The organism is Micromonospora sp. IBHARD003 (genome assembly GCF_056106285.1).
Genome location: NZ_JBWBBX010000001.1, coordinates 6,959,438 through 6,983,148, shown reverse-complemented (window position 1 = coordinate 6,983,148; position 23,711 = coordinate 6,959,438). Strand labels below are relative to the sequence as shown.

The following is a 23,711-nucleotide window of genomic DNA, read 5'->3' as shown; positions in this document are numbered from 1 at the left end:
GCCGATTCAGAGGCGACGAACCCACCGCACTTTCGAGCCTGCCTGCGGAAGGCACCGTGGGTTCTCGGTGAAAGCGCCTCAGTCACGCTGAACTCACGGCCGACATGCCGGTAAGACCCGTGTCACCAGCGGTAGAAGACGCCGCACTCGCCTTCGATAGCGTGGAGTTGAGCCCGAGTGATGAGGAGGGCGCGTGCGATTCGCGCTGGACGCACTGTTCGCCGACGTGCCCGCGGAGCAGGTCGATGAAGCTCGTGACTTCTACAAGTCGAGGGTGGCAGGCCGTGGCCCCAGCACACTGGAGGAGCTTACGGCGGCCCGAGCGAAGAGGTCCGCTCCTCATGCCGCCGATCCGCCTGCCATCGAAGAGACGATCGAAGCCGCGGGAGTGCGCGTCCCTGTCAGGATCTTCACTCCTGTCGACGGTCCGCCGCGGGGCGTCTACCTGGACATACACGGCGGCGGTTTCTACATGGACTCCGCGGCACGAGGAGACAGACGCAACCGCGAGCTCGCGGACGCCCTGCGCCTCGCCGTTGTCAGCGTCGACTACCGGCTGGCCCCTGAGCACCCCTGGCCGGCGGCACCCGACGACTGTGAAGCGGCGGCGCTCTGGCTCGTCGAAGAAGCCGGTGCCCGCTTCGGAACGTCCCGCCTTGCGATCGGCGGGAGCTCCGCGGGAGCCACACTCGCCATGGCTACCCTGCTCCGGCTGAGAGACCGAGGTGCCGTCGGCCGATTCACCGGCGCAGCGCTCCAGTTCGGGACCTACGACTTGAGCGCACGAACCCCGGCCGGTCGCCGCATCGCGGACGAGTACTTCATCCAGGCGTACGCCGGCCATGTGGAAGACCGCACCGTTCCCGACGTCTCTCCCCTCTACGGCGTTCTTCGCGGGCTTCCCCCCACACTGCTGATCGTCGGAAGCGCGGACGTGCTGCTGGAAGACAACCTCGCGATGGCAGGCCGGTTGTCAGCGGCCGGCAATGACGTCGACCTCCGGGTCTATCCCGAGTCACCGCACGGCTTCACGAGCCACCCCACGGCATTGGCCAGGACGGCGCTCAGCGGCGTCGATTCCTGGCTGCGCGACCGGATTTCGCACTCGTAGGGACTGACCGCGATCGCGAAGGATCCGGGTCCTGGAGGTCGATTACGGGAGACAGGGCCTCGCGTACTCCCGCCGACGTAGTCGTTTGCCGGCGCTTCCGGGGTGGCGTCAGTCGGCCGCGCCGTACCTGAGTCCGTCGAGGATGAGGTCGAGGAGACGTTCCGCCTGTTCTCGCTCCTGGGGTTTTCCGGAGGCGAGGGCGACGCCGGTGAGGGCGGAGAACATGTCGGTCGCGCTGATGTCCGACCGAATGGTCCCGGCGGCGGTCGCGGCGTCCAGGAGCGAGGCGAGGGCGGTCATGATCAGCTCGCGGCTCTGGGCGTAGGGGTTGACGCCGGAGTCGACGACGGCGCGCAGGGCCTCGGCCATCCCCAGTTTCGCGGTGGCGTAGTCGATGAAGCGCCCCATCCAGGCGCGAAGCGCCTCACGGGGTGGCACGGCCGCCAGGAGGTCGGGGGCGGCGTCGCACAGTCGGCTCAGTTCGTTGCGGTAGGCGGCCTCGATCAGTGCCTCCCGAGTGGGGAAGTTCCGGTAGAGGGTGCCGGAGCCTACGCCCGCTTCCTTGGCGATGCGCTCGAGATGCGCCTCCAGCCCGTCTTCCGCGAAGACGCGCACGGCCGCGGCGAGGATCTTCTCCCGGTTGCGCCGCGCGTCGGCCCGCAGCGGTCGGCCGGTGTCTGTGGTCACGAGAGGCCCCTCCTTGCCAGGTTGCTAAGTGGAGACGTCTCCACTTACAGTCGAATAACCGGCGGCGCCTCCACTTACGAGTGTAGAGCACGTCCGCTGCCGTCCGCATGGCGCGGGCACGCCCAACCCCAAGGAGAAATCGATGATCCTCCCGCTCGAAGGCAAGGTCGCCGTGGTCACCGGCGGCGCGTCCGGCATCGGCCTGGGGATCGCCCAGGAATTCGTGGACCAGGGCGCCCGCGTGGTCATCACCGACCTGCGGCGGGACCGGTTGGACGAGGCGGTCGCCGCGATCGGCCCGAACTCCTCGGGCATCGTCGCCGACGTCACCAAGCTCGCGGACATGGAGGCGATGTACCGAGAGGTCATCGCACGGCACGGGCACCTCGACGCGGTCGTGGCCAACGCCGGCATCGGCGCACACGCCCCGCTCGGCGCGATCACCGAGGAGCAGTTCGACCGGACCTTCGACGTCAACGCCAAGGGCGTCCTGTTCACCGTCCAGCCGGCGATCGCGCTGCTGCCGCCGGGCGGCACGGTCGTCATCATCGGGTCGACGGCGTCCATCCAGCCCCCGGCCGGCATGGGCCTGTACGGCGGTGCCAAGGCCGCGGTGCGCGCGTTCATCCGGTCCTGGATCCAGGACATCAAGGGCTCCGGCATCCGTATGAACGTCCTCAGCCCCGGCGCCGTGGACACCGAGTCCCTGCGGCGCGCCCTCGGCATGGCGCAGGGCGCCGACGCCGTCCCCGCCGCGGTCCGCAGGATGGGCGAGGGCAACCCGACCGGGCGGATCGCCGACCCGCGCGAGATGGGCAAGGCCGCGGCGTTCCTCTCCGGCGACGCCTCCAGCTTCATCACCGGCATCGAGCTCTTCGCCGACGGCGGCATGGCGCAGGTCTGAGCAGCCGAGCCGTGACACGCGCGCCTGGCGACCAGGCCCGGCGCGCGCACGGTCCGGACGAGGCGGCTCAGCGGCTGTGACCGCCCAGATGCCGGGGAGCGGGCGCACGTTCCAACTCGTGGCGCAGGTCCTCGAGTTCGCTCCCGCCCGCCATCTGGCGGGTGAGCTCGTCCAGCGTGATCTCCTTCTTGGTGTGGCTGCCGACCATCGTGCCGCGCTTCAGCAGCACGAACCGGTCGCCCACGAGATAGGCATGATGCGGGTTGTGCGTGATCAGCACGACCCCGAGACCGGCGTCCCGCGCCGCGGCCACGTACTTGAGCACGACGCCGGACTGCTTGACGCCGAGCGCCGCCGTGGGCTCGTCCAGCACCAGCACCTTGGCACCGAAGTAGACGGCCCGGGCGATCGCGACGCACTGCCGCTCACCGCCCGACAGCGTCCCGATGGGCTGGTCCACATCGCGCAGGTCGATGCCCATGCGCAGCAGTTCGGAGCGGGTGGTCTCGCGCATCTGCCGGACGTCGAGCCGCTTGAACGGGCCGCTGCCCCTGGTCGGCTCGGAGCCCAGGAAGAAGTTCCGCCAGACCGGCATCAGGGGGACGACGGCGAGGTCCTGGTAGACGGTGGCGATACCGCGGTCGAGGGCCTCGCGCGGGGAGCCGAGAGTGGTCTGCTCCCCCTCGATGGCGAAGGTGCCGGCGTCGTGCCGGTGCAGTCCCGCGATGATCTTGATCAGGGTGGACTTGCCCGCGCCGTTGTCCCCGAGGACGCAGGAGATCTCACCCGCGTGGACCTCGAGGGAGACCCCTTCGAGGGCGCGGATGTTTCCGTAGTGCTTGCTGACGTTGTCGAGCTCGACGAGAGCGGTCATCAGGTGGTCGCCTCCGCGCGCTTGCGGACCCACGCGTTGAGCAGGGTCGCCAGGAGGAGCATCGCTCCGAGGAAGAACTTGAACCAGTCCGGGTTCCACTCCGCGTACACGATGCCCTTGCTCGTCATACCGAAGATGAAGGCACCCACCGCGGAACCGATCGCGGAGCCGTAGCCGCCCGTGATCAGACAGCCGCCGATCACGGCCGCGATGATGTAGATCAGTTCGTTGCCGACGCCTTCGCCGGACTGCACCACGTCGAACGAGAAGAGAAGGTGCTGGCCGGAGATCCAGGCGCAGAACGCCACACCCATGTACAGGCCGATCTTCGTCCCGGCGACCGGCACACCGACCGCGCGGGCAGCGCCCGCGCCGCCGCCGACGGCGTAGATCCAGTTGCCGAACCGGGTGCGCAGCAGGATCCAGGTGGCCACGGCCACCAGGCCGATCCACCACAGGATGGTGACCTTGAGATCGACTCCCCCGATGGTGAGCTGGGAGGCGAACAGCGTCTTCGCGGACTCGAAGCCCTCCATGTCGGCGATCGTCTTCGTCGACACCGTGCCGCTGATCAGCTTGGTGAAGCCCAGATTGAGGCCGGTGAGCATCAGGAACGTGCCGAGCGTGATGATGAAGCTCGGCAGCTTGGTGCGGGTCAGCATGACCCCGTTGAAGACCCCGACGGCCAGGGTGACCAGCAGCGAGACCAGGATGCCGACCCAGACGTTCGCCGTCATCTGGTAGCTGAACATCGAGGAGATCAACGCGGAGCTGGTCACCAGCACGCCGGCGGAGAGGTCGAACTCGCCGCCGATCATCAGCAGGGCGACGGGGACGGCCATGATGCCGATCGTCGAGGCCGCGTAGAGGACCGTGCCGAGGCTGGATGCCTGCAGGAAGCTGTCGGCGAAGATCGCGAAGAAGACGAAGACGGCCGCGGCGCCGACGACGGCGCCGAGCTCCGGCCGGCCGAGGATCTTCTTCAGCGCCGAGGTGCGCAGGAGACGCTCGTCGGAGGACGCGGGCTTGTCGGGCCGGTCGTGATCGGGTGGTGCGGTCGCGGTCATCGGGTCCCCCGCTCCGTGTAGTCCTGCAGTTCGGCGGCGTCCTTCTCGGTGATGATCTGCGGCCCGGTGAGGACGGGCCGTCCGCCGCCGAGCACATTGGCGTTGTAGCGGTTGAGCCACAGCAGATCGACGGCCTCGTAGCCCTGGAGGTAGGGCTGCTGGTCGACGGCGAAGCCGAGCTTCCCGGCCTTCAGCGCCGCGGCGACCTTGGCGTTCAGGTCGAAGGTGTCGACCTCGGCCTTGCTTCCCGCGGACTGCCCGGCCTGGACGGCGGCGTCCGCGAAGGGTGCGCCGAGGGTGACGACCGCGTCGATGGACTTGTCGGTCTGGAGCTTGGCCACGATGGAGGCCTGGACGTCGGGCATGTTGGTGCCGTCGACGTAGAGGTTCTCCATCGTTCCGCCGAAGGTCTTCTTCGCTCCGGCGCAGCGCTGCTCATGGCCGACGTTGCCCTGCTCGTGCAGCACGCACAGGGCCTTCTTCCGCCCGCGCTTGTCGAGCTCGTCGCCGACGGCCTCGCCGGCGATGGTCTCGTCCTGGCCGATGTGGGTGAGCGCGCCGTAGGCCTTGGACTGCTCCGAGCCGGAGTTCACGGTGATCACCGGGATGCCGGCCCTGGTGGCCTTGGCGACGACGGCCTTCATCGCCTCGGGCTTGGCGAGGGTGACGATGAGGCCGTCGACCTTCTTGTCGATGTAGGAGTCGACGAGCTGCGCCTGCTGCTGCGCCTCGTCGCTGTTGGCGTACAGGAAGTTGATGTTGTCCTTGGCGGCGGCCTCCTTCGCACCGTTCTGGACGATGTCCCAGAAGGTGTCACCGGCGCCGGAGTGGGTGACCATGGCGAAGGTCCAGCGGGGGGTGGTGACGGTGGCGCGGCCCTCGGCCGCCGCCTTGCGGGCGTCCTCGGCCCGCTTGCCACCGGTCGCGCTGCATCCCGCGAGGGAGGCTCCGAGTACCGCCGCCAGCACCGCGCCGAGCGCGCGCACCTCTGTCCGAACCCTTGCCACGACGTCGTGCCCCTCTTGCTCCGCTTGCGGTACTCCGGAGTCAGTATCCCTGAGCTCCACGGCAAGGGGGACCGGCGGGTACGTCATGGCGCGGGTCGGCGGCGGGTCTGTGATGGTGCAGGTCATCGGGTGCCGTCGGCGGTCAGCTTCTCGAGGGCGGGCACGTCCTTCTCGGTGACGAGAGCGGGCCCCGTGAGCACCGGCTTGCCACCGCCGATGACATTGCCGTTGGTCTTGTTGAGCCACAGCTCGTCGATGGCGAGATAGCCCTGGAGGTAGGGCTGCTGGTCGACCGCGAAGCCGACCTCCTTGGCCTTGAGCCGCTTGACGACCTCGGCGTTGAGGTCGAAGGTGTCGATCTCGGCCTGGGAGCCCGCGCCCTGCTTGGCCTGGACCGATGCCGCGGCGAACGGTGCGCCGAGGGTGACGACCGCGTCGATGTCCTTGCCGCTCTGCAGCTTGGCCTCGATGGAGGAGGTGGAGGCGGGCATGTTGGTGCCGTCGACGTTGAGGTTCTCCACGGTGCCCTTGAAGGTCTTCTTCACGCCCGCGCAGCGCTCCTCGAGCGAGACGTTGCCTTGCTCGTGGATGACGCAGACCGCCTTCTTCTTGCCGCGCTTGTTGAGCTCCTCGCCGACCGCCTCACCGGCCACCGACTCGTCCTGGCCGATGTGGCTGAGTGCGCCGACCTCGGTGGAGAACTGACCGCCGGAGTTGATGGTGACGACGGGTATGCCGGCGGCCACGGCCTTCTTGACGACGGCCTTCATCGCCTCGGGCTTGGCGAGGGTGACGACGATGCCGTCGACCTTCTTGTCGATGTAGGAGTCGACGAGCTGCGCCTGCTCCTTCCCCTCCTTGTTGGCCGCGTAGAGGAACTCGACGTTGTCCTTGGCCGCTGCGTCCTTGGCGCCGTGCTGGACGATGTCCCAGAAGGTGTCGCCTTCGCCGGAGTGGGTCACCATGGCGATCTTCAGCCGCTCGGTCGCGGCCGGCTTGCCCCCGCCTCCCCCGTTCTCGGCCTTCTTCCCGGAGTCCTTGCCGCCGGAACTGCTGCATCCGGCGGCGGCGAGTGCGATCGCGGCGAGCAGGACTGCTGTCGTGCGGGGTCTGCGCATGGTGGGTCCGCCTCTCTCCCGGCCGCCCGATTGCGGCTGGGTGAGTTTTTACGGGGACGGCGGGACCTCGTCAATACTTTGTCCGAACATTCTTACGCAGACGAGATCGAGGAAACTCGGCGGCACCCGCCCCGACCGGCCCGTCAGGGGCGTACGAGCAGCTGGAACTCGAAGGCGTAGCGCGACGCCCGGTAGACATGCGAACCGAACTCGACGGCGCGCCCGGTGTCGTCGAACGTGGTGCGCTGCATCGTCAGCAGCGGCGCACCCGGCTCCTCACCGAGCTGGTCGGCCTCGTCGGCCGTGGCGACACGCGCCCCGACCGATTGGCGGGCACTGTGCAGGGTGATTCCGGCGGCCCTCATCATCCGGTAGAGCCCGGTGGACTCCAGCTGCTCGTTGTCGAGCGGCAGCAGCCCGGCGGGCAGATGGTTGCGCAGATGCGCCATCGGCTCTCCGTGCGCATAGCGCAGCCGTTCCACGAGGTGGACCTCGCTGCCCTCCGGCACACCGAGCGCGGCGGCGACCTCCGCGGCCGCCGGCTCGATGGCGTTGTGGAGCACCCGGGTGGCCGGGCGCTGGCCCGCGGCCTCGAGGTCGTCGTAGAGGCTGCTCAGCTCGAGCGGGCGCTTGACCTGGCTGTGTACGACCTGGGTGCCCACACCGCGGCGGCGCACCAGCAGGCCCTTGTCGACGAGCGACTGGATGGCCTGGCGGACCGTGGGTCTGGACAGCCCGAGCCGTCCTGCCAGCTCGATCTCGTTGCCGAGCAGGCTCCCCGGCGTGAGCGTGCCGTGCTCGATGGCCGCCTCCAGCTGCTGGGAAAGCTGGAAGTACAGCGGGACCGGACTGGTGCGGTCCACTCCGAGCTGGAGCGCAGCGGTGGCTTCCGTCGTGTCTCTGGGCTGATTGGGCACGCTGCGAGCGTAGTCGCCGGGCCTGTTGACGGGAAGTTGTGTAGTTCGATTGTCAGGACAAATGCTTGACACGACCCCGGGGCGGACTCCACCTTGGGGCCATGCGCATCGGACTCATCGGAACCGGACGTATCGGCACGTTCCATGCGGGCGTGCTCAGCCGTCATCGTGACGTGGGCGCCCTGGTGGTCGCGGACACCGACGCCCAGCGGGCGCGTGAGGTCGCCGCCCGCATCGACGCCACCGCGGCCCCCTCCGTCGACGAAATCTTCACCTGGGGCGTCGACGCCGTCGTCATCGCCTCCGCCACCGCTTCCCACGCCGATCTGATCGGCAGGGCCGCCCGCGCCGGGCTGCCCGCCTTCTGCGAGAAACCGATAGCGGTGGACCTGCCCGGGACCCTGAGCGCCGTGCGCGAGGTGGAGAGCGCGGGCACCGTGCTCCAGCTGGGCTTCATGCGCCGCTTCGACGCGGGCTACGGCACTGCCCGTGAGCTGGTGCGCTCGGGGCGCCTCGGCAGGCTGCACACCGTCCGTGCGATCACCGCGGACCCGGCGCCGCCGCCCGCCGAGTATCTGCCGCTGTCCGGGGGCCTGTACCGCGACTGTCTGGTCCATGACTTCGATGTGCTGCGCTGGATCACCGGACACGAGGTGGTGGAGGTGTACGCCACCGGCTCGGATGCCGAGGGCGCCATGTTCCGTCAGGCGGGCGACGTGGACACCGCGGCGGCGGTGCTGACCCTCGACGACGGCACCCTCGTCTCCACCACGGCGACACGCTGCAACGGCGCCGGCTACGACGTCCGCATGGAACTGTGCGGGACCGCCGACACGGTCGCGGTCGGCCTGGACGACCGTACGCCGATCACCTCCACCGAACCGCAGGGACCGCCGCCCGCCGACAAGCCCTGGCCGGGCTTCCTGGAGCGCTTCGCCCCTGCCTACGAGGCCGAGCTGAACGCCTTCATCCGGGTCGCCTTCGGTGAGCTCGACAACCCCTGCGACGGTCGCGAGGCCTTGGAGGCGTTGCGTGTGGCCGAGGCCTGTGAGCTGTCGCGCAGCGAGCGCAGGCTGGTACGGATGGAGGAAATTCCGGGGCTCGACTAGGGGGCTTCTGACGGATCTCCGTGGAGGAAGGAGCGGCGTCCGGTGCGTGCTCTCGGCATTCCGGCTGGAAGCCCTCGTACTGGACGTACTGGGGCTTTCGGCCGGAACGGCGAGAGTGAGGGCCGGGCGTCGCGACGCCGCGGAGATCCGTCAGAAGCCCCCTAGGCACTGTCGCCGGGACCTTGCCGGACCGGAGGTTCGTCAGCCCGGGATGCACGTCGGCCACAACGTACGTGCATCCCGGCCGACCGGCCTGCGGTCACCAGCTGACAGGCAGGCGGCGGACCCCGCGCATCAGCATCCCGGGCAGCCAGTCCAGTGGCCCGCCCCCGGGATCGAGGGCGAGGCCGGGGCAGCGCTCCAGTAGGGTGCGGATCGCGACCCTCGCCTCCAGCCGGGCCAGCGGCGCACCCAGGCAGTAGTGGATCCCGTGGCCGAAGGCGAGGTGCCCCTGGCCCTTTCCGGAACCCTCCGCGCGGCGTATGTCGAAGCGGTCGGGCTCGGGAAAGCGGGCGGGGTCGCGGTCGGCGGCTGCAAGGCCGACGAGTACTGTCTCCCCCGCCGGGATGACCGTGCTGCCGTACGCGACGGGTTCGCGGGTGAAGCGGATGGTGCCGGTCTCGACCGGGCCGTCGTAGCGCAGCATCTCCTCGACCGCGCCGTCGATCAGCCCCAGGTCCGCGCGCAGCTCCTTGAGCTGGTCGGGGTGGGTCAGCAGTGCCCGTACCCCGTTGGAGATCAGGTTCACCGTGGTCTCATGGCCGGCGATGAGCAGCAGATAGGCCATGGCGCGCAGCTCCGCGACGGACAGCCGGTCACCGTCGTCGCCTTCATTGCCCCGGCCGCCGTCGCCGGGGCCGCCCGTGCCCCGCGGGAGGCTGCTCAGCAGGGCCGAGAGCAGATCGTCGGTGGGGCGGCCGCACCGCTTGTCCTCGATGAGCTCGTCGAGATACGCGGCGAGTTCCTCGACGGCGGTCCGCTCGGCCTCGGCGCCGGTCGGGGCGACCACCTCGGTGGACCAGGCGCGGAACCGGTCGCGGTCGGCGACCGGGATCCCCAGGAGTTCACAGATGACGGTGATGGGCAGCGGGAAGGCGAGCGCGTCGACGAGATCGGCCCGTCCGGCCGGGAGCATCGCGTCGATCAGCTCGTCGGTGATCCGCTGGATCCGCGGGCGAAGCGCCTCCACCCGGCGCATCGTGAACTCACGGGCGACCAGCTTGCGCAGCCGGGTGTGGTCCGGAGGATCGACGACCAGCATGTTTCTGCCGATGATCTGCTCGTCGAGCATCGTCAGCCCCAGCGTGGCGGGCGATTTGGACAGGCGTGGGTCGGCGAGGGCGGCCCGTGCCTCCTCGTGGCCGACGATCAGCCACATCCGGTCGCCGCTCGGCGTGAGCACCTCGTGTACAGGACCGTCCGCACGCAGAGCCGCGTAGGTGGGATACGGGTCGGCGACGAACTCCGTTCCGAGCGCGCCCAGATCGATGAATGCCATCGTGCCAGCCTACGGTGCGTCCCCGTCGAGCAGTCCCGCGTCATGGACCAACAGGGCTATCTGCACACGGTTGTTGAGGTCCAGCTTGGCCAGGATCCGCGAGACGTGCGTCTTCACCGTGGGCACGCTCATGTACAGCCCTGCCGCGATCTCCGCGTTGGACTGGCCCCGGCCGACGGCGACGGCCACCTCGCGTTCGCGTTCGGCGAGGGGGCCGATACGGGCCCGGGCCCGTCCGGTCCGGTCGTCGGGCGCCGCGTCCGCGACCCTGTCCATCAGCCTGCGGGTGACCGCCGGGGACAGCACGGGATCGCCGGCCGCCACCCGGCGCACGGCCGTGACGATCTCGGCGGGCGGGGTGTCCTTGAGGACGAAGCCCGCCGCTCCGGCGCGCAGCGCCCGCAGCACCTGCTCGTCCGCGTGGAACGTGGTGAGGACGACGACTTCGGGGGCGTCGGCCCCGGCACGCAGGCGCTCGGTGGCGGTCAGTCCGTCCATCACCGGCATACGGATGTCCATCAGGACGACATCGGGCCGCAGACGCTCGGCCTGGGCGGCCGCTTCGGAGCCGTCGGCGGCTTCGCCGACGAGTTCGATGTCCTCCGCCCCGCCGAGCATGAGGGTGAGTCCCGCGCGGACGAGCGGATCGTCGTCGACGATCAGAAGCCGGATGGTCATGCGGGCCACGGTAGCCAGGAACGGACCAGGAACCCTCCGTCGTCCGTTCTTCCGTGTTCCAGTCTGCCGCCCGCGAGTGTCGCGCGTTCGGTCAGCCCGATCAGTCCCTGGCCCGATCCCGGCACCTCGCTGACCGGTCCCGCCGGAGCCGGATTGCGCACCTCCACGGTGAGCCCCTCCCCAGGCCCGCCGCCCACGCTGAGTGTGACCGCGGTGCCGGGCGCGTGCTTGCGGGCGTTGGTCAGGCCCTCCTGGGCGATGCGGTAGACGGTCCGGCCGGTGGAGGCGGGAGCCGTGGCGGGGTCGGCGACCCGGTCGTGGAGGACGACGTTCATCCCGGCCTCGCGTGACTCGGCGACGAGTGTGCCGAGTCCGGCGAGCGTGGGCTGCGGCCGGTGGCCGTCGTCGCCCTCCCCGTTGCCCGGTCCGCGCAGGACTCCGATGATCTCGCGCAGGTCCTGGAGTGCCTCGTGTGCGCTGTCCCGGATGACCCCGGCGGCCCTGGCGATCTGCGCCGTCGGTGCGTCGGGGCGGAACTCCAGCGCGCCCGCGTGGACCGAGAGCAGGGTGAGGCGGTGGGCGAGCACATCGTGCATCTCCCGGGCGATGGCCTCCCGGGCGAGCTGCTGTGCCTGCCGGGCTCGCAGTTCGGCCTCGGTCTCGGCACGGCGGGCCCGTTCCCTCAGGGCGATGACCAGTTGGCGGCGCGAGCGTACGAGCATGCCCCACCCGATGACCAGCAGCACCAGGATGATTCCGGCGACCACCGACACCAGCGTGGGGGCTTCCGGGTCGGGCCGGACGAACGGCGAGACCACCGAGCCGGCCAGCGCCAGGGCGCCGACCAGGGCGACGGGGCGGAACGGCCTGTGCAGGGCCAGGCTGAACAGGCTCACCAGCATCGCCCCGGCCGCCGCCGGCACCACGACCGAGATCAGGGTGAGGGCCACCGCGAGACCGACGGGCCGGCGCCGCCTCAGCCACACCGCGCAGCAGGCGAGGGCGCCCACGATCTGGTCGGCGAGGACGATGATCTCGGCGTTGCCCGTCTGGGTGCTCGTCTCCAGCGCCAGCAGCCCGATCAGGGAGGCGAACAGAAAGGCGACGGTGTCGACCGCCCAGTCACGGACGGTGCGCCGGGGCCGCTCCCGGCCCCGGTCGCCGGGAAGCTCCTGATCCAGCGGGCCGGCCAGGGCCGACGGCAGCAGCCAGGGGTATTCCGTACGCATCACATCGACAAATCTACGCACGTGCCCGGGCGTGGACCGCCCGCCGGCCTGTGGCGGATACCAAAGTCGGCACGTCTCAGACTTTCGACGCACGGACGTATCCCGACGCCGGACGCGCCCGGCGGCAGGGCCGGACGACGATCACGGCATGAAGAAGCCTCTGGAGTTCATCGGTGTGGCCCTGCTCGTCGCCGGGGTCTGCGGCGTGCTGCGCGAGCTGACCGGCGGCTGGTTCGCGCTCATGGGTTTCACCCGGTGGATCATCGAGCCGATCGGCTTCCTGGAGGGAAGGGAGCTGTACGCGCACATCGTGCTCTCGGTGCTCGGCATCGCGCTGGTGGGCATGGCGAGCCGCCGCGGACAGCGTCCCTGAGGCACAGCGAGTCGCTTTGGCGTGGGCCGCTCCGTGCCGGCCCGCCGCATCCCGGGCGGTGGAGCGGGTCCCCGTGCTCACAGGGTGGGGCCGGGCGGCCCGGCGTACGGTGAAGGTACGACCGGTGGCGCGGTCGGAATCTGCCGCACGCGGAAAGAGCGGAAGGAACGAGGATGCCATGCAGGGCGATCCGGAGGTCGTCGAGTTCCTGAACGAGCAGCTGACCGCGGAGCTGACGGCGATCAACCAGTACTTCCTGCACGCGAAGATGCAGGAGAGCTATGGCTGGACGAAGCTCGCCACGTACACCCGTGCCGAGTCGTTCGACGAGATGAGGCACGCGGAGGTCCTGACGGACCGGATCATCTTCCTGGAGGGCCTGCCGAACTACCAGCGGCTCTTCCATGTCCGGGTCGGGCAGACGGTCACCGAGATGTTCCAGGCCGACCGGCAGATCGAGGTCGAGGCCATCGACCGTCTCACGCGCGGCGTCGACGTCATGCGGAGCAAGGGCGACATCACGTCGGCGAACATCTTCGAGTCGATCCTCGCGGACGAGGAGCACCACATCGACTATCTCGACACCCAGCTGGAGCTGGTCGAGAAGCTCGGTGAACCTCTCTACATCGCCCAGCTGATCGAACAGCCACAGTCGTAGCGGTCCGGACAGCCGCCACAGGGGGGCGCAGACCCCTCGGATACCGGCCGCTCGGATACCGGCCGCTCAGATACCGGCCGCGTCGATGACGGCGTCGGTGGCGAAGCCGAGCAGCAGCCCGGCCAGGATCATCCACGCGGTCAGCTCCTTCATGGCCGCGGCCCGCGTGACGGCCAGCAACTCGATGACGACGTAGAGGATCGACCCGGCGGCCAGGCCCAGGAAGGCGATGCCGAGGGTTTCGTTGACCACCTGCTGACCGATGAGTGTGCCCACGAAGGTCGGGCCGCCACCGATGAGTCCGAGTACGGCCAGGCTGCCCCAGGAAGGCCGTTCGTCATCGGCCGCCAGTGGGGCGACGATGCCGAAGCCCTCGGTCGCGTTGTGCAGGCCGAAGCCGATGACCAGCAGGACGGCGAGCGCGATTTCGCCCTTCGCCGCGGAGTTGCCGATGGCCAGGCCTTCGGAGAAGTTGTGCAGGCCGATGCCCACAGCGATCATCAGCGCGAGGCGCGCGGCCCTCGACCGGGTTCCGGGAGCCAGTTCCGTCGTGGCTGCCGCCCCGGGGCCGCGGGGTGGCATGGGAGAGGGTGCGCTGCGGCGCGCCGCCCATCGGTCGTAGTGCACGAGCCCCACGAGTCCGACGGTCAGACCCGCGGCGAGCACCGCGCCGTTCGTCGCGACCGTGCCCCAGTGATGCTCGCTCAGTGCGTGTTCGATGGGCTCCCAGGCCGCGGTCAGGATGTCCCAGAACAGGAACAGCAGGATGCCGATCGCGAGGGCGTTCAGCGCGGTTCGCAATCGCGGCGCGGGGCGGCGCAGCCGGCCGATCGGCAGGCCCAGGAAGATCGTGAAGCCTGCGATGGCGCCGAGCAGCGCGATCTGCGGACCGGACATGGGTGCCTCCGGAGCACGGCAGCGGGGCGGCCGGCTTGATTGGTAAGCCTTACCTAATTTCCCTTACCTCCAAGCCTTACCTCCCCCGGCGCCCGGCCGCATCTCCGGCGGCGGCCGTCCCGGGCGAGCCGGGGACCGTGCGGGGCGGACTCGGCGCGGCCGTGAACGCCACGCCGGGCCCGGTGTCCTGGCGGCTGCCCGTCAGCCCCCCAGCTCCTGATGGCGGGCGACCAGGCGCTTCGCGCCTTCCTCCGTGAGCGAGCCGAAGAGCCTCAGCCGCGAGATGCCGCCGTCCGGAAAGATGTCGATACGGACGTGGGTGCCGGCGAGCGGGGTGTCCAGCACGAAACGGTGGTTGGTGTCGGGCTGGAGCCGTGTGCGCGGGAGCAGCCGGGTCCACTCGCCCGCCTCGCCGTCGCGGACGGAGAGCTCCGCCCAGCCGGCACTGTTGCCCTTGAGGTACGCGGTGTCGATCTCGACCGCACGGATCTCGGACTGCTCGACCAGCTGGTAGCGGATCCAGTCGTTGCCGTGGTCGCGGCGCCGCCGGGTCTCCCAGCCGTCGTCCATCTTCCGGGAGCGCCCCGGCTGGATGGTGTTGGTGGCCGGTGAGTAGAAGCGGTCGGATGCGTCCTCGACCCTGCCGCCGTTCTCCAGCGCGACGACGTCGAACGTGCCGAGGACGCGCAGCCACTCGGGGTCCGGGGCCACCTCTCCGTACACCCTGAGCCGTGCGATGCCGCCGTCGGGATGCTGGTTGAGCCGGAGGTGGGTGAAGCGCTGTTCGACGTCGACGGCGAAGCCGTTGGCCGCGTGGCCGCCGATGGGTGTGCGCGGGACGAGGGTCGTCCAGGTGACGTCGTCGCCGAGGAGCGTCTCGGGGGACGGGGAACCGGGCACCGACGCGGCCTCGACGGACACCGCCTGGGGGTAGTTGCCGCGGAAGTGGGCGGTGTCGACGACGATGCCGCGTACGACTCCGGGGGCGCCGAGACGTATCAGCGCCCAGTCGTGGTCGTCGTCGGCAGGGTGGGGCCGGCCGGCGGAGACTCCACGGCGGCGGCGGGTCTCCCAGCCGTCCATGACCTTGCCCTTGTGGCCGAAGTGCTCGGGGTCGAACTCGGCGGCCCCGGGCTTCAGCAGGTTCTCACGGTGGGCGAAGAACTCGTCGTTGGCGGCGATGACCCCCGCGCCGAGGCCGCGGTCGGCGAGGTCGGCGAGGTGGCTGAAGGGGAACCCCGTGGGGCCGGGGGTGCGGTAGTCGGCGTACGGGTCGCCGCCGCCGTAGGGGTTCGCGTCACCGGTGTAGGACGATATCGCCACTGTGTCAGCAGGTCCTTTCGATCAGCCGGCCGGTGGGCTCGGCGAGGGTTCCGTTCTCCACGATCCGTGTGCCGCGCAGCCATGTCGACTTCACGACGCCGTGCAGGGTCCTGCCCGCGTAGGCGGTGACCTGGTTGCGGTGGTGGAGTCCGGCGGGGTCGACGGTGAAGGTCTCGTCGGGCGCGAGGACGGCGAAGTCCGCGTCGCGGCCGGGCTCGATGGCGCCCTTGCGGGTCAGTGCGGCCAGTCGTGCGGGGCCGGACGACATCCAGCGGACGACGTCCTCCAGGGTGTGGCCGCGTCTGCGGGCCTCGGTCCAGATCGCCGGCAGGCCCAGCTGGAGCGAGGAGATTCCGCCCCAGGCGGAGGCGAAGTCGGGTGTCTTGAGGTCGGTGGTGCAGGGCGAGTGGTCGGACACGATGCAGTCGATCGTCCCGTCGGCGAGGCCCTGCCAGAGGACGTCCTGGTTCGCGGCCTCGCGGATCGGCGGGCAGCATTTGAACTCGGTGGCGCCGTCGGGGACTTCCTCGGCGGTGAGGGTGAGGAAGTGGGGGCAGGACTCGACGGAGATCCGCACGCCCTCCGCCCTGGCCTTGGCGATCAGCGGCAGCGCGTCGGCGGAGGACAGATGCAGCACGTGGACGCGTGCGTCCAGCCGTGCGGCCTGCGCGATCAGATTGCCGATCGCGGTGTTCTCGGCCTCGCGCGGGCGGGAGGCGAGGAAGTCGGCGTAGGCGGGGCCGCCGCGCTGGGGCGCCGCCGCGAGCCGGTGCGGGTCCTCGGCGTGCACGATCAGCAGCCCGTCGAAGCCCGCGATCTCGGCCAGGGAGCGGGCGAGCTGCTCCTGGTCGAGCTCGGGAAACTCCTCGACCCCGGAAGGCGACAGGAAGCATTTGAAGCCGAAGACCCCGGCGTCGTACAGGGGCCGCAGATCGGTGACGTTGTCCGGGACGGCACCGCCCCAGAAGCCGGTGTCCACATGGACCTTCGGCCGGGCGGTCCGCTGTTTGGTGCGCAGATGGGCGACGGTGGTCGTGGGCGGGAGGGAGTTGAGCGGCATGTCCAGCAGAGTGGTGATGCCGCCCGCGGCCGCGGCGCGAGTGGCGGTACGGAACCCCTCCCACTCGGTGCGACCCGGGTCGTTCACATGGACATGGGTGTCGACGAGGCCGGGGAGGACGACGTCGTCCCCGAAGTCCTCGAGCCGGGCCCCGGCCGGCACCTCGGCTTCGTACGGCAGCACGGCGGCGATCGTCTCGCCGCTGACGGCGACCGAAGCGGCCCGTGTTCCCTCGGGGGTGATGACGCGTGTCGATCGCAGCACCAGGTCCACGACGCGCGGCGCGCCGACGGCCTCCCCGCCGCTCACACCGTTCGTGCCGTACGCGTACGCGGCGGCGTTCCCGCCGTTCCCTTCCAGGCCTGACACCCTGCCCTCCCTTCCCTCCACAGAGCTCCCTCCACGGAGCGAAATTCAACGAACTGTTGAAGGAGTCTTCACCCAGGACCACGGCCCGTCAAGACCTCACCTTCAGCATCGTGCACCCTTGAAGGTTCCGCGAGATGGAAATATGCTTCCGCATGACAAAACTCAGACGAGAGATGGTCCGGACCCGACGAGCCCCGGCAGCGGCACCGGCCCCGTTGCCGGCGAGAGGGCCCCTGACCGGCGAGGACCCTCCGCCGTGGCCGGCGTACCGACCAGGGCCGCCCGGTAGGCTGACAACTCGCCCACCCGCCTGAAAGGACCGTTGACGTGCCGACGTCCAGCGCCAACAGCACTTCGGCGACCGCCGAGGCAGCCAAGCCCGCCGCGACCAGCGGTGGCGTCCAGTCCCTCGAGCGTGCCTTCGACCTTCTCGAGCGGATGGCCGACGCCGGGGGCGAGGTCGGGCTGAGCGAACTCTCCGCCAGCAGCGGACTGCCGCTGCCCACCATCCACCGGCTCATGCGGACCCTCGTCGTCTGCGGCTATGTACGTCAGCAACCGAACCGGCGCTACGCGCTGGGCCCCCGGCTGATCCGGCTCGGCGAGTCGGCGTCCCGGCTCCTGGGCACCTGGGCCCGCCCCTATCTCGCCCGCCTGGTCGAGGAGACCGGCGAGACGGCGAACATGGCACTGCTCGACGGAGACGAGATCGTCTACGTGGCCCAGGTCCCCTCGAAGCACTCCATGCGGATGTTCACCGAGGTCGGGCGGCGGGTTCTGCCGCACTCCACGGGTGTCGGCAAGGCCCTGCTGGCCCACACGCCGCCGGAGGAGGTGCGGGCGCTGCTCGCCCGCACCGGTATGCCGGCCGCCACCGAGAAGACGATCACCACGCCGGACGCCTTCCTGGCCGCCTTGGAGCACGTACGCAGTGCCGGGTACGCGGTGGACGACAACGAGCAGGAGATCGGCGTGCGCTGTCTGGCCGTGCCGGTGCCCGACTCACCGACGGCCGCCGCGATCTCGATCTCCGGTCCGGCGGGCCGGGTGACCGAAGCGGCGACCGAGAAGATCGTTCCCGTGCTCCAGACGGTCGCGAAGGAGCTCTCCGAAGCCCTCGCGAACACCTCGGCTCCGGCACAGGGCTAGGGGGCACTTCCGGGCACCCGCGCCGGCGGAGTCGCGTCAGACCTTGCGCGCCACCAGCAGCACGGCGCGCGGGCTGCCGTCGTCGCGCCGACCGAGCCCGCCGAGCGGACGCAGCTCCACGTCGAATCCGGTCCGCTCCAGCTCACGGCGCACCTCGGTGAGCGGGAAGGTGCGGTAGTACATCACGAAGCGCGGCCACCACACGGTGTTGCGCACCCGCATGGCCACGTCGAAGCCGAACATGGCCCAGTACGGCCAGGAGCCGGGCCGGGGCGGCGCGCCGACGGGGAAGGCGAACACACCGCCCGGCCGCAGCGCCGAGTGCACCTGCGCGAACAGCGAAGGCCGCTCCCTGGGCAGGAAGTGCCCGAACGCCCCGAAGCTCACGGCCAGATCGAAGGCCGGCGCGAAGGGCATGGCCCGTACATCGGCCCGCACCCAGTCCGCTCCGGGGAACGCCGCGCGGGCCTCGGACAGCATGCCCGCGCTGAAGTCCACTCCGACGACCCGCTCACCGCAGAGCTCCTGGAGCACTCCGGCTCCCGCTCCGGTGCCGCAGCAGACGTCGAGCCCCGCCCGGAACGGTCCGAGCGGCTTCAGCTCGAGGAGGACTTCGTCGAGGATGCGCGCCGGGGTGCGGAAGGGGGTCGCGTCGAACTTCGGCGCGAGCAGGTCATAGCCGCGCTCGACGGAGGACAGGGCCTGGACGGCGAGTTCGCGCAGTGTGGGGCGCTCGTGAGTGGTGGACATCGCTTCTCAGCCTACGGGCGGCAGTGCCTTCGGCAACGGCCCCGTGAACCGCCGCCGTCCGGAGACAACCCTGTGCAGGTCCGGGGCGTCCTTTCGGGCGTGATCGATGACTTGGGTTCTCCCGGATACGACGGCGCGGACGACTCGGAGGAAGAAGAGGTCAGGCCCGGACCACTGTGGCGCCATGCCCTGTGGGTGGTGGCCGTGACGGTGGTCGGCGTAGGGCTCGGCTGGGTGGGGGGCCTGTACCGCATCGGGCCCGAGGAGTACGGCCTGCCCAGCATCGCCCCCGGACCGCTCCTTCCCCACGTCGCCGCCTCGGCCGTGATCGGTCTGCTGTCCGCGGCAGTTCTGCGGGCCGCCGCCGCCCGGGTGCCGGTCTACGCTCCGGAGGGGATCGCCATCGCCACGACCATGCTCGGCACCAGGATGTTGCTGGGCTGGCGGCCCGAGGCACCGATGGTCGGCCTGATCGCGGTCGGCGCGCTGGCGGTGGCGGCCGCGTGGTCCCTCATCGCTCTGCGCGGCTCGGCCGGGAAGTCCCTCCCGCCCTCGGCGGCGAGGGGTTAGGGGGTTTCCGGGCCCCGCACATCCATCAGGGGGCGGCCGCCGACCACAGCGGGATACGGATGTCGACGACGGGCCCGCTCACGGCGCGGGCGGGCGGCGCGTCCAGGCTCTCCAGCACATGCAGCATCGGCGCGTTGTCCACGGCGACCGCCGCGGTCAGGGTGTGGTGGCCGGCCTCGCGGGCGACATCGGCCGCGTGCGCGGCCAGTGCCGTGCCGAGTCCCTTGAACTGCCAGGCGTCCTCGATCAGCACGGCCAGTTCGCCCACCCCTTGCCGGTCGGTGCGCATGACGCTGGTCATGGCGATGATGTGGTCCGAGCGCTGCGCGGGGGTGGTGACCAAAGTGGTGCCCCGCTCCGGGTCGCACAGCACGCGCCAGCCGGCGCGGGACAGTTCGGGTTTGCCCGTGTGATAGCGCCGGGCCCGGCTACCGGGCGAGCAGCGCCGGTGGAGCGCCTGGACCGGTCCGAGGTCGGCGGGGGTCAGTTCCCTGGTGCGGGTGGTGGTGCCGTCGGTCAGGGTGATCGGGTATCCGGTGCCTCGAGCGATGCCGTCGGGCATGCGGAAGTCTCCTTGCCTTGCGAATGCGATGGGTGTGCCCCGACCCCCGTGTGGATGCTCTCCACCTCAGGCACAGGAGAAGTCAATTGCGGCTCACCGGCCGACTCAAGCAAGGTTCACGCCATTTTGACTACGCTTCGCGCTCGCTCCACTACCCAACGCATCCGGGTGGTGAACGGCGAAGGAAGACCCGGGTCCGGGATCCGGCGCGAGCGCGCCGACGACCGCGGACCACCGCTACCCGCCAGTTCGCCGGCATGCCTTTCCACCGGTCTGTCCGCGGGTCTGTCCGCCGGCCTGTCCCGGCATCAGCGCTTCGGCTCGCCGTCCGGGTCGCGGCGCACACCGTCACCCCGGTCGCGGCGCGGACCACTGCTCGTACCGCCGTCGAGCGCACCGCCGTACGCCCCGCCCGCCATGCCACCGCACATACCGCCGACCGAGCCGCCGCGAAGCCCGCCGCCCGGGGCGCGGTACGGGCCGCCCTGGAGCTCGTCGGCAGCTTCACCGAATGACTCCACGGCCCTGCGCACATCGTCGAGCCCGGGAGCGAGCGCGCTCACCGAACCGATCGAGCCGACGACAAGAAGGAGCGAACGCCGCAGTCGCCGGATCTCCGGCACCGCTCCGGCCGCCATCGCGGCCATCGCCGCAAGCTCGTCCTCGGCGACGGCGCGATCAGCGAACTCGGCCGGATAGCCCGCCAGTTCGCGGCGGAGACGGGAAACGGCGGAGCTCAGCTCCGCCACCCTCGAATCCTCACCGCTCCCTGTCACCCGCGTATGCCCCATGCTTCGCAACACAGCACTCCCCCTCGCACGTCCCGGCGTCCGGTGTACGACCCGCCGAACGATGGTCAGACGTCTTGGGTCGCGGGCAAGTTAACGCCATCGTTAGCGGAGTCCGCCACTCCGCCTTCCGGGATTCAGCCCCACGTGGCTACTTCCGACCCCCAGTGCGCCACCCGTCCGCGACCCGTCGGGCCGCGGCTGCGACCGGGCTCCCACCATGGAGCACCGGCAGCCCCGGCGACACCCTGCCCGGGCGGGTCGGGGCATACCGCCGCCCGATGGGGTAAGCAGGGAGCATGGTTCACACGTCAGAAAGACCGCAGGTCGCGGGCCTGGTACTGGCGGCCGGTGGCGGTCGGCGGCTCGGCGGACACCCCAAGGCCCTGCTGGAGTACCGGGGCCGCCCCCTGGTCGAGAACGCGGTGCGCGTACTGCGCGCGGGCGGCTGCCGCTCCGTCCATGTGGTCCTGGGCGCGGCAGCCGACCAGGTGCAGCGGGATGCCGATCTGTCGGGCTGCGCCGTGTCCGTCAACGCGGACTGGGAGGAGGGGATGGGCTCCTCGCTGCGCGTCGGCCTCGCGTCGGTGGCCGCAGCGGACAGCAGGCCGGACGCGGTCCTCGTCTCGCTGGTGGATCAGCCCGGTATCGGCGCGGCCGCGATCGCCCGCGTCGTGGCCGCGTACGACTCGCCTTCGGCGCTGGTCTCGGCGGCATACGACGGGCGACGGGGTCATCCCGTGCTCTTCGGCGCCGCCCACTGGGAGGGAGTGACCGAGCGCGCCTCGGGGGACCGCGGCGCCCGGGACTATCTACGCGAGCACGAGGCCGGGATCACGCTCGTGGAGTGCGGCGATGTGGCTGAGGCGTACGACATCGACACACCGGAGGATCTGGCTCATCTCGAGTGAGGACCACAGCCGGACGCGACACCGGGAGGAGGCGGCGCCACGGTCGGGCGCCGTGCGACGCGCCCGGCGCGGTCGACCGCGGCCGTTGCCGCGGCCGCTCGGCGCGACAGCCCCCGGACGCAGCCGCACCTTGAGTGAGCGGGGTGGCACCGAGCGCCACGGTGTGTCGACCCGGAGAATCTCGACATCAACAAACCATTGAACTTCCACCATGCGGTAACTACTATCCACTGATCAGAAGCATCTGCCACCCCATACGGGGCCGGAGACCGCGGCCCGTAGCCCTGGCACGGAGTGCCGATGCCACGCCCCTACGCCACGCCCTACGCCACGATCCGACGCCATGGCCTGCGACCCACGACCACGGCCGCCCGGCACCGCCCGTGAAGCTCCCGAAGGAAGTGACAGCTCATGTCCGCATCAGTGCCCTCCCCGCCGGCCATCGTCGACGCCGAGCCGCTGCCCCGGCAGGAGGACGTACTGACCGACGCGGCACTCGCCTTCGTCGCCGAGCTGCACCGCAGGTTCACGCCCCGGCGTGACGAGCTCCTCGCCCGCCGTGCGGAGCGCCGCGACGGGATCGCCCGCACCAGCACGCTGGACTTCCTCCCGGAGACGGCACGGATCCGGGAGGACGAGAGCTGGAGGGTGGCGCCCGCACCACCCGCGCTGAACGACCGCCGGGTCGAGATCACCGGTCCGACCGACCGGAAGATGACCATCAACGCCCTCAACTCGGGCGCCCGGGTCTGGCTCGCCGATTTCGAGGACGCTTCGGCCCCGACCTGGGAGAACGTGGTCCTCGGCCAGCTCAATCTGATCGACGCGTACGAACGCAGGATCGACTTCACCGACTCCCGCACGGGCAAGTCGTACGCCCTGCGGCCCGCCGAAGAGCTCGCCACCGTGGTCATGCGCCCCCGCGGCTGGCATCTCGAGGAGCGCCATGTGCGCGTCGACGGCCGCCCGGTCCCCGGTGCGCTCGTGGACTTCGGGCTGTACTTCTTCCACAACGCGAAGCGGCTCATCGGCCTCGGCAAGGGCCCGTACTTCTATCTGCCGAAGACCGAGTCGCACCTCGAGGCCCGTCTCTGGAACGACATCTTCGTCTACGCCCAGGACTACGTCGGCATCCCTCAGGGCACCGTCCGCGCCACCGTCCTGATCGAGACGATCACGGCGGCGTACGAGATGGACGAGATCCTCTACGAGCTGCGCGAACACGCCGCGGGCCTCAACGCCGGCCGCTGGGACTACCTCTTCTCCATCGTCAAGAACTTCCGTGACGGCGGCGCCAAGTTCGTCCTGCCGGACCGCAACGCCGTGACCATGACGGCCCCGTTCATGCGCGCGTACACCGAACTCCTCGTCCGCACCTGTCACAAGCGCGGCGCCCATGCCATCGGCGGTATGGCCGCCTTCATCCCCTCCCGCAAGGACCCCGAGGTCAACAAGGTCGCCTTCGAGAAGGTCAGGGCCGACAAGGACCGTGAGGCCGCCGACGGCTTCGACGGCTCCTGGGTCGCCCACCCCGACCTGGTCCCGGTCGCGATGGCCTCCTTCGACGCGGTGCTGGGCGACCGGCCCAACCAGAAGGACCGTCTGCGCGAGGACGTCTCGGTGGCGCCGGGCGACCTCATCGCCATCGACTCCCTGGACGCCAGGCCCACCTACGAAGGGCTCCGCAACGCCGTCCAGGTCGGCATCCGCTACATCGAGGCCTGGCTGCGCGGCCTCGGCGCCGTCGCCATCTTCAATCTGATGGAGGACGCCGCCACCGCCGAGATCTCCCGCTCCCAGATCTGGCAGTGGATCAACGCCGGTGTGGAGTTCGAGCACGACGGCAAGCTCGTGAAGGCGACTCCGGAACTGGCCCGCCGGGTCGCCGAGGAGGAACTGACCGCGATCCGCGAGGAGATCGGCGAGGATGCCTTCGCCGCGGGCAAGTGGCAGCAGGCCCACGACCTGCTGCTGCATGTGTCCCTGGACGCGGACTACGCGGATTTCCTGACGCTCCCGGCGTACGAGCAGCTGGTCGGCTGACCCTCCGCGACCACCCGCCGCCCCCTGGTACCGCACGGCACCAGGGGGCGCACCCATGT

Annotated in this window: 24 protein-coding genes; 9 read left to right on the top strand and 15 right to left on the bottom strand. The window is 70.4% G+C overall.

Translation table 11 applies throughout. From position 1 onward, the window contains the following. Nucleotides 1–193 precede the first annotated feature (193 nt). Nucleotides 194–1,111: an alpha/beta hydrolase gene (locus tag ACTWOL_RS30540; RefSeq protein WP_474300078.1), complete on the top strand. Its 918-nt coding sequence runs from the start codon at nt 194–196 to the stop codon at nt 1,109–1,111. 108 nt (nt 1,112–1,219) lie between these two features. On the opposite strand, the gene ACTWOL_RS30535 is transcribed toward ACTWOL_RS30540, so the two are convergent. Further along, on the bottom strand, nt 1,220–1,798 hold the full coding sequence (locus ACTWOL_RS30535) for a TetR/AcrR family transcriptional regulator (RefSeq protein WP_474300077.1): 579 nt from the start codon (nt 1,796–1,798) through the stop codon (nt 1,220–1,222). A 142-nt stretch (nt 1,799–1,940) separates the two neighbouring features. Between ACTWOL_RS30535 and ACTWOL_RS30530 the strand changes: the two genes are divergently transcribed. After that, complete coding sequence (locus ACTWOL_RS30530; protein ID WP_474300076.1) at nt 1,941–2,702, top strand: SDR family NAD(P)-dependent oxidoreductase; 762 nt, start codon at nt 1,941–1,943, stop codon at nt 2,700–2,702. A 67-nt stretch (nt 2,703–2,769) separates the two neighbouring features. Here the strand turns inward: ACTWOL_RS30530 and ACTWOL_RS30525 are convergent, their stop codons facing one another. The 5 genes from ACTWOL_RS30525 to ACTWOL_RS30505 all read right to left on the bottom strand — a co-directional run bounded on the left by ACTWOL_RS30525 (nt 2,770) and on the right by ACTWOL_RS30505 (nt 7,685). After that, entirely contained in the window at nt 2,770–3,576 is an 807-nt protein-coding gene (locus ACTWOL_RS30525; protein WP_474300075.1) for an ATP-binding cassette domain-containing protein, read from the bottom strand. After that, nucleotides 3,576–4,643 (bottom strand): ABC transporter permease, encoded by a 1,068-nt coding sequence (locus tag ACTWOL_RS30520; RefSeq protein WP_474300074.1) that lies wholly within the window; start codon nt 4,641–4,643, stop codon nt 3,576–3,578. Before ACTWOL_RS30520 ends, ACTWOL_RS30525 begins: the two co-directional genes overlap by 1 nt. Continuing rightward, a complete protein-coding gene (locus tag ACTWOL_RS30515; protein ID WP_474300073.1) occupies nt 4,640–5,650 on the bottom strand; it encodes a sugar ABC transporter substrate-binding protein in 1,011 nt (336 codons plus the stop codon). The genes ACTWOL_RS30520 and ACTWOL_RS30515 overlap by 4 nt, the downstream gene beginning before the upstream one ends. 122 nt (nt 5,651–5,772) lie before the next feature. Next, the gene (locus ACTWOL_RS30510; RefSeq protein ID WP_474300072.1) at nt 5,773–6,768 is read right to left on the bottom strand and encodes a sugar ABC transporter substrate-binding protein; all 996 of its coding nucleotides are present in this window, start codon (nt 6,766–6,768) and stop codon (nt 5,773–5,775) included. A gap of 143 nt (nt 6,769–6,911) precedes the next feature. Continuing rightward, nucleotides 6,912–7,685, bottom strand: a complete 774-nt coding sequence (locus tag ACTWOL_RS30505) for a GntR family transcriptional regulator (protein WP_474300071.1) — start codon at nt 7,683–7,685, stop codon at nt 6,912–6,914. Between the two features lie 101 nt (nt 7,686–7,786). Between ACTWOL_RS30505 and ACTWOL_RS30500 the strand changes: the two genes are divergently transcribed. Next, nucleotides 7,787–8,794, top strand: coding sequence for a Gfo/Idh/MocA family protein (locus ACTWOL_RS30500; protein ID WP_474300070.1), 1,008 nt, complete (start codon nt 7,787–7,789; stop codon nt 8,792–8,794). 259 nt (nt 8,795–9,053) lie between these two features. Here the strand turns inward: ACTWOL_RS30500 and ACTWOL_RS30495 are convergent, their stop codons facing one another. Genes ACTWOL_RS30495 through ACTWOL_RS30485 form a run of 3 tightly spaced genes read right to left on the bottom strand, consistent with a single transcriptional unit; the run spans nt 9,054 to nt 12,199 of the window. After that, nucleotides 9,054–10,292: a cytochrome P450 family protein gene (locus ACTWOL_RS30495; protein ID WP_474300069.1), complete on the bottom strand. Its 1,239-nt coding sequence runs from the start codon at nt 10,290–10,292 to the stop codon at nt 9,054–9,056. Nucleotides 10,293–10,301: 9 nt separating this feature from the next. Continuing rightward, entirely contained in the window at nt 10,302–10,970 is a 669-nt protein-coding gene (locus ACTWOL_RS30490; RefSeq protein ID WP_474300068.1) for a response regulator transcription factor, read from the bottom strand. Next, nucleotides 10,967–12,199 carry a sensor histidine kinase gene (locus ACTWOL_RS30485; RefSeq protein WP_474301288.1) on the bottom strand — a complete coding sequence of 411 codons (1,233 nt, stop codon included), beginning with the start codon at nt 12,197–12,199 and terminating at the stop codon, nt 10,967–10,969. The genes ACTWOL_RS30490 and ACTWOL_RS30485 overlap by 4 nt, the downstream gene beginning before the upstream one ends. A 148-nt stretch (nt 12,200–12,347) precedes the next feature. Here ACTWOL_RS30485 and ACTWOL_RS30480 point away from each other — a divergent pair, with 148 nt between their 5' ends. Next, a complete protein-coding gene (locus ACTWOL_RS30480; protein ID WP_474300067.1) occupies nt 12,348–12,572 on the top strand; it encodes a hypothetical protein in 225 nt (74 codons plus the stop codon). A 178-nt stretch (nt 12,573–12,750) separates the two neighbouring features. Beyond that, a complete protein-coding gene (gene bfr, locus ACTWOL_RS30475; protein WP_474300066.1) occupies nt 12,751–13,230 on the top strand; it encodes a bacterioferritin in 480 nt (159 codons plus the stop codon). Between the two features lie 66 nt (nt 13,231–13,296). Here the strand turns inward: bfr and ACTWOL_RS30470 are convergent, their stop codons facing one another. The 3 genes from ACTWOL_RS30470 to allB all read right to left on the bottom strand — a co-directional run bounded on the left by ACTWOL_RS30470 (nt 13,297) and on the right by allB (nt 16,879). Further along, nucleotides 13,297–14,127 (bottom strand): ZIP family metal transporter, encoded by an 831-nt coding sequence (locus tag ACTWOL_RS30470; RefSeq protein ID WP_474300065.1) that lies wholly within the window; start codon nt 14,125–14,127, stop codon nt 13,297–13,299. Nucleotides 14,128–14,328: 201 nt separating this feature from the next. Next, the gene (gene alc, locus ACTWOL_RS30465) at nt 14,329–15,450 is read right to left on the bottom strand and encodes an allantoicase (protein WP_474300064.1); all 1,122 of its coding nucleotides are present in this window, start codon (nt 15,448–15,450) and stop codon (nt 14,329–14,331) included. A gap of 4 nt (nt 15,451–15,454) precedes the next feature. Next, the gene (allB, locus tag ACTWOL_RS30460) at nt 15,455–16,879 is read right to left on the bottom strand and encodes an allantoinase AllB (protein WP_474300063.1); all 1,425 of its coding nucleotides are present in this window, start codon (nt 16,877–16,879) and stop codon (nt 15,455–15,457) included. A 327-nt stretch (nt 16,880–17,206) separates the two neighbouring features. On the opposite strand from allB, the gene ACTWOL_RS30455 reads away from it, so the two are divergent. Beyond that, nucleotides 17,207–18,028: an IclR family transcriptional regulator gene (locus ACTWOL_RS30455; RefSeq protein WP_474300062.1), complete on the top strand. Its 822-nt coding sequence runs from the start codon at nt 17,207–17,209 to the stop codon at nt 18,026–18,028. Between the two features lie 36 nt (nt 18,029–18,064). Here the strand turns inward: ACTWOL_RS30455 and ACTWOL_RS30450 are convergent, their stop codons facing one another. Beyond that, entirely contained in the window at nt 18,065–18,778 is a 714-nt protein-coding gene (locus ACTWOL_RS30450; protein WP_474300061.1) for a class I SAM-dependent DNA methyltransferase, read from the bottom strand. 99 nt (nt 18,779–18,877) lie between these two features. Here ACTWOL_RS30450 and ACTWOL_RS30445 point away from each other — a divergent pair, with 99 nt between their 5' ends. After that, entirely contained in the window at nt 18,878–19,348 is a 471-nt protein-coding gene (locus ACTWOL_RS30445; protein ID WP_474300060.1) for a hypothetical protein, read from the top strand. Between the two features lie 25 nt (nt 19,349–19,373). Here ACTWOL_RS30445 and ACTWOL_RS30440 read toward each other — a convergent pair whose 3' ends face one another. Together ACTWOL_RS30440 and ACTWOL_RS30435 are read right to left on the bottom strand one after the other, a co-directional pair. Continuing rightward, nucleotides 19,374–19,910, bottom strand: a complete 537-nt coding sequence (locus tag ACTWOL_RS30440) for an N-acetyltransferase family protein (RefSeq protein ID WP_474300059.1) — start codon at nt 19,908–19,910, stop codon at nt 19,374–19,376. Between the two features lie 308 nt (nt 19,911–20,218). Beyond that, nucleotides 20,219–20,701: a DUF5955 family protein gene (locus ACTWOL_RS30435; protein WP_474300058.1), complete on the bottom strand. Its 483-nt coding sequence runs from the start codon at nt 20,699–20,701 to the stop codon at nt 20,219–20,221. Nucleotides 20,702–20,997: 296 nt separating this feature from the next. On the opposite strand from ACTWOL_RS30435, the gene ACTWOL_RS30430 reads away from it, so the two are divergent. Together ACTWOL_RS30430 and aceB are read left to right on the top strand one after the other, a co-directional pair. Beyond that, a complete protein-coding gene (locus tag ACTWOL_RS30430) occupies nt 20,998–21,609 on the top strand; it encodes a nucleotidyltransferase family protein (protein ID WP_474300057.1) in 612 nt (203 codons plus the stop codon). Nucleotides 21,610–22,020: 411 nt separating this feature from the next. Then, complete coding sequence (aceB, locus tag ACTWOL_RS30425; RefSeq protein ID WP_474300056.1) at nt 22,021–23,652, top strand: malate synthase A; 1,632 nt, start codon at nt 22,021–22,023, stop codon at nt 23,650–23,652. The last annotated feature ends 59 nt before the right edge of the window (nt 23,653–23,711 follow it).

Coding starts and splice junctions, on each gene's coding strand:
- aceB (WP_474300056.1), top strand. CDS start 22,021: ATGTCCGCATCAGTGCCCTCCCCGCCGGCCATCGTCGACGCCGAGCCG.
- ACTWOL_RS30510 (WP_474300072.1), bottom strand. CDS start 6,768: ATGCGCAGACCCCGCACGACAGCAGTCCTGCTCGCCGCGATCGCACTC.
- ACTWOL_RS30490 (WP_474300068.1), bottom strand. CDS start 10,970: ATGACCATCCGGCTTCTGATCGTCGACGACGATCCGCTCGTCCGCGCG.
- ACTWOL_RS30440 (WP_474300059.1), bottom strand. CDS start 19,910: ATGCCCGACGGCATCGCTCGAGGCACCGGATACCCGATCACCCTGACC.
- ACTWOL_RS30470 (WP_474300065.1), bottom strand. CDS start 14,127: ATGTCCGGTCCGCAGATCGCGCTGCTCGGCGCCATCGCAGGCTTCACG.
- ACTWOL_RS30520 (WP_474300074.1), bottom strand. CDS start 4,643: ATGACCGCGACCGCACCACCCGATCACGACCGGCCCGACAAGCCCGCG.
- ACTWOL_RS30430 (WP_474300057.1), top strand. CDS start 20,998: ATGGTTCACACGTCAGAAAGACCGCAGGTCGCGGGCCTGGTACTGGCG.
- ACTWOL_RS30530 (WP_474300076.1), top strand. CDS start 1,941: ATGATCCTCCCGCTCGAAGGCAAGGTCGCCGTGGTCACCGGCGGCGCG.
- ACTWOL_RS30495 (WP_474300069.1), bottom strand. CDS start 10,292: ATGGCATTCATCGATCTGGGCGCGCTCGGAACGGAGTTCGTCGCCGAC.
- ACTWOL_RS30485 (WP_474301288.1), bottom strand. CDS start 12,199: ATGCGTACGGAATACCCCTGGCTGCTGCCGTCGGCCCTGGCCGGCCCG.
- ACTWOL_RS30450 (WP_474300061.1), bottom strand. CDS start 18,778: ATGTCCACCACTCACGAGCGCCCCACACTGCGCGAACTCGCCGTCCAG.
- ACTWOL_RS30525 (WP_474300075.1), bottom strand. CDS start 3,576: ATGACCGCTCTCGTCGAGCTCGACAACGTCAGCAAGCACTACGGAAAC.
- ACTWOL_RS30435 (WP_474300058.1), bottom strand. CDS start 20,701: ATGGGGCATACGCGGGTGACAGGGAGCGGTGAGGATTCGAGGGTGGCG.
- bfr (WP_474300066.1), top strand. CDS start 12,751: ATGCAGGGCGATCCGGAGGTCGTCGAGTTCCTGAACGAGCAGCTGACC.
- ACTWOL_RS30500 (WP_474300070.1), top strand. CDS start 7,787: ATGCGCATCGGACTCATCGGAACCGGACGTATCGGCACGTTCCATGCG.
- ACTWOL_RS30480 (WP_474300067.1), top strand. CDS start 12,348: ATGAAGAAGCCTCTGGAGTTCATCGGTGTGGCCCTGCTCGTCGCCGGG.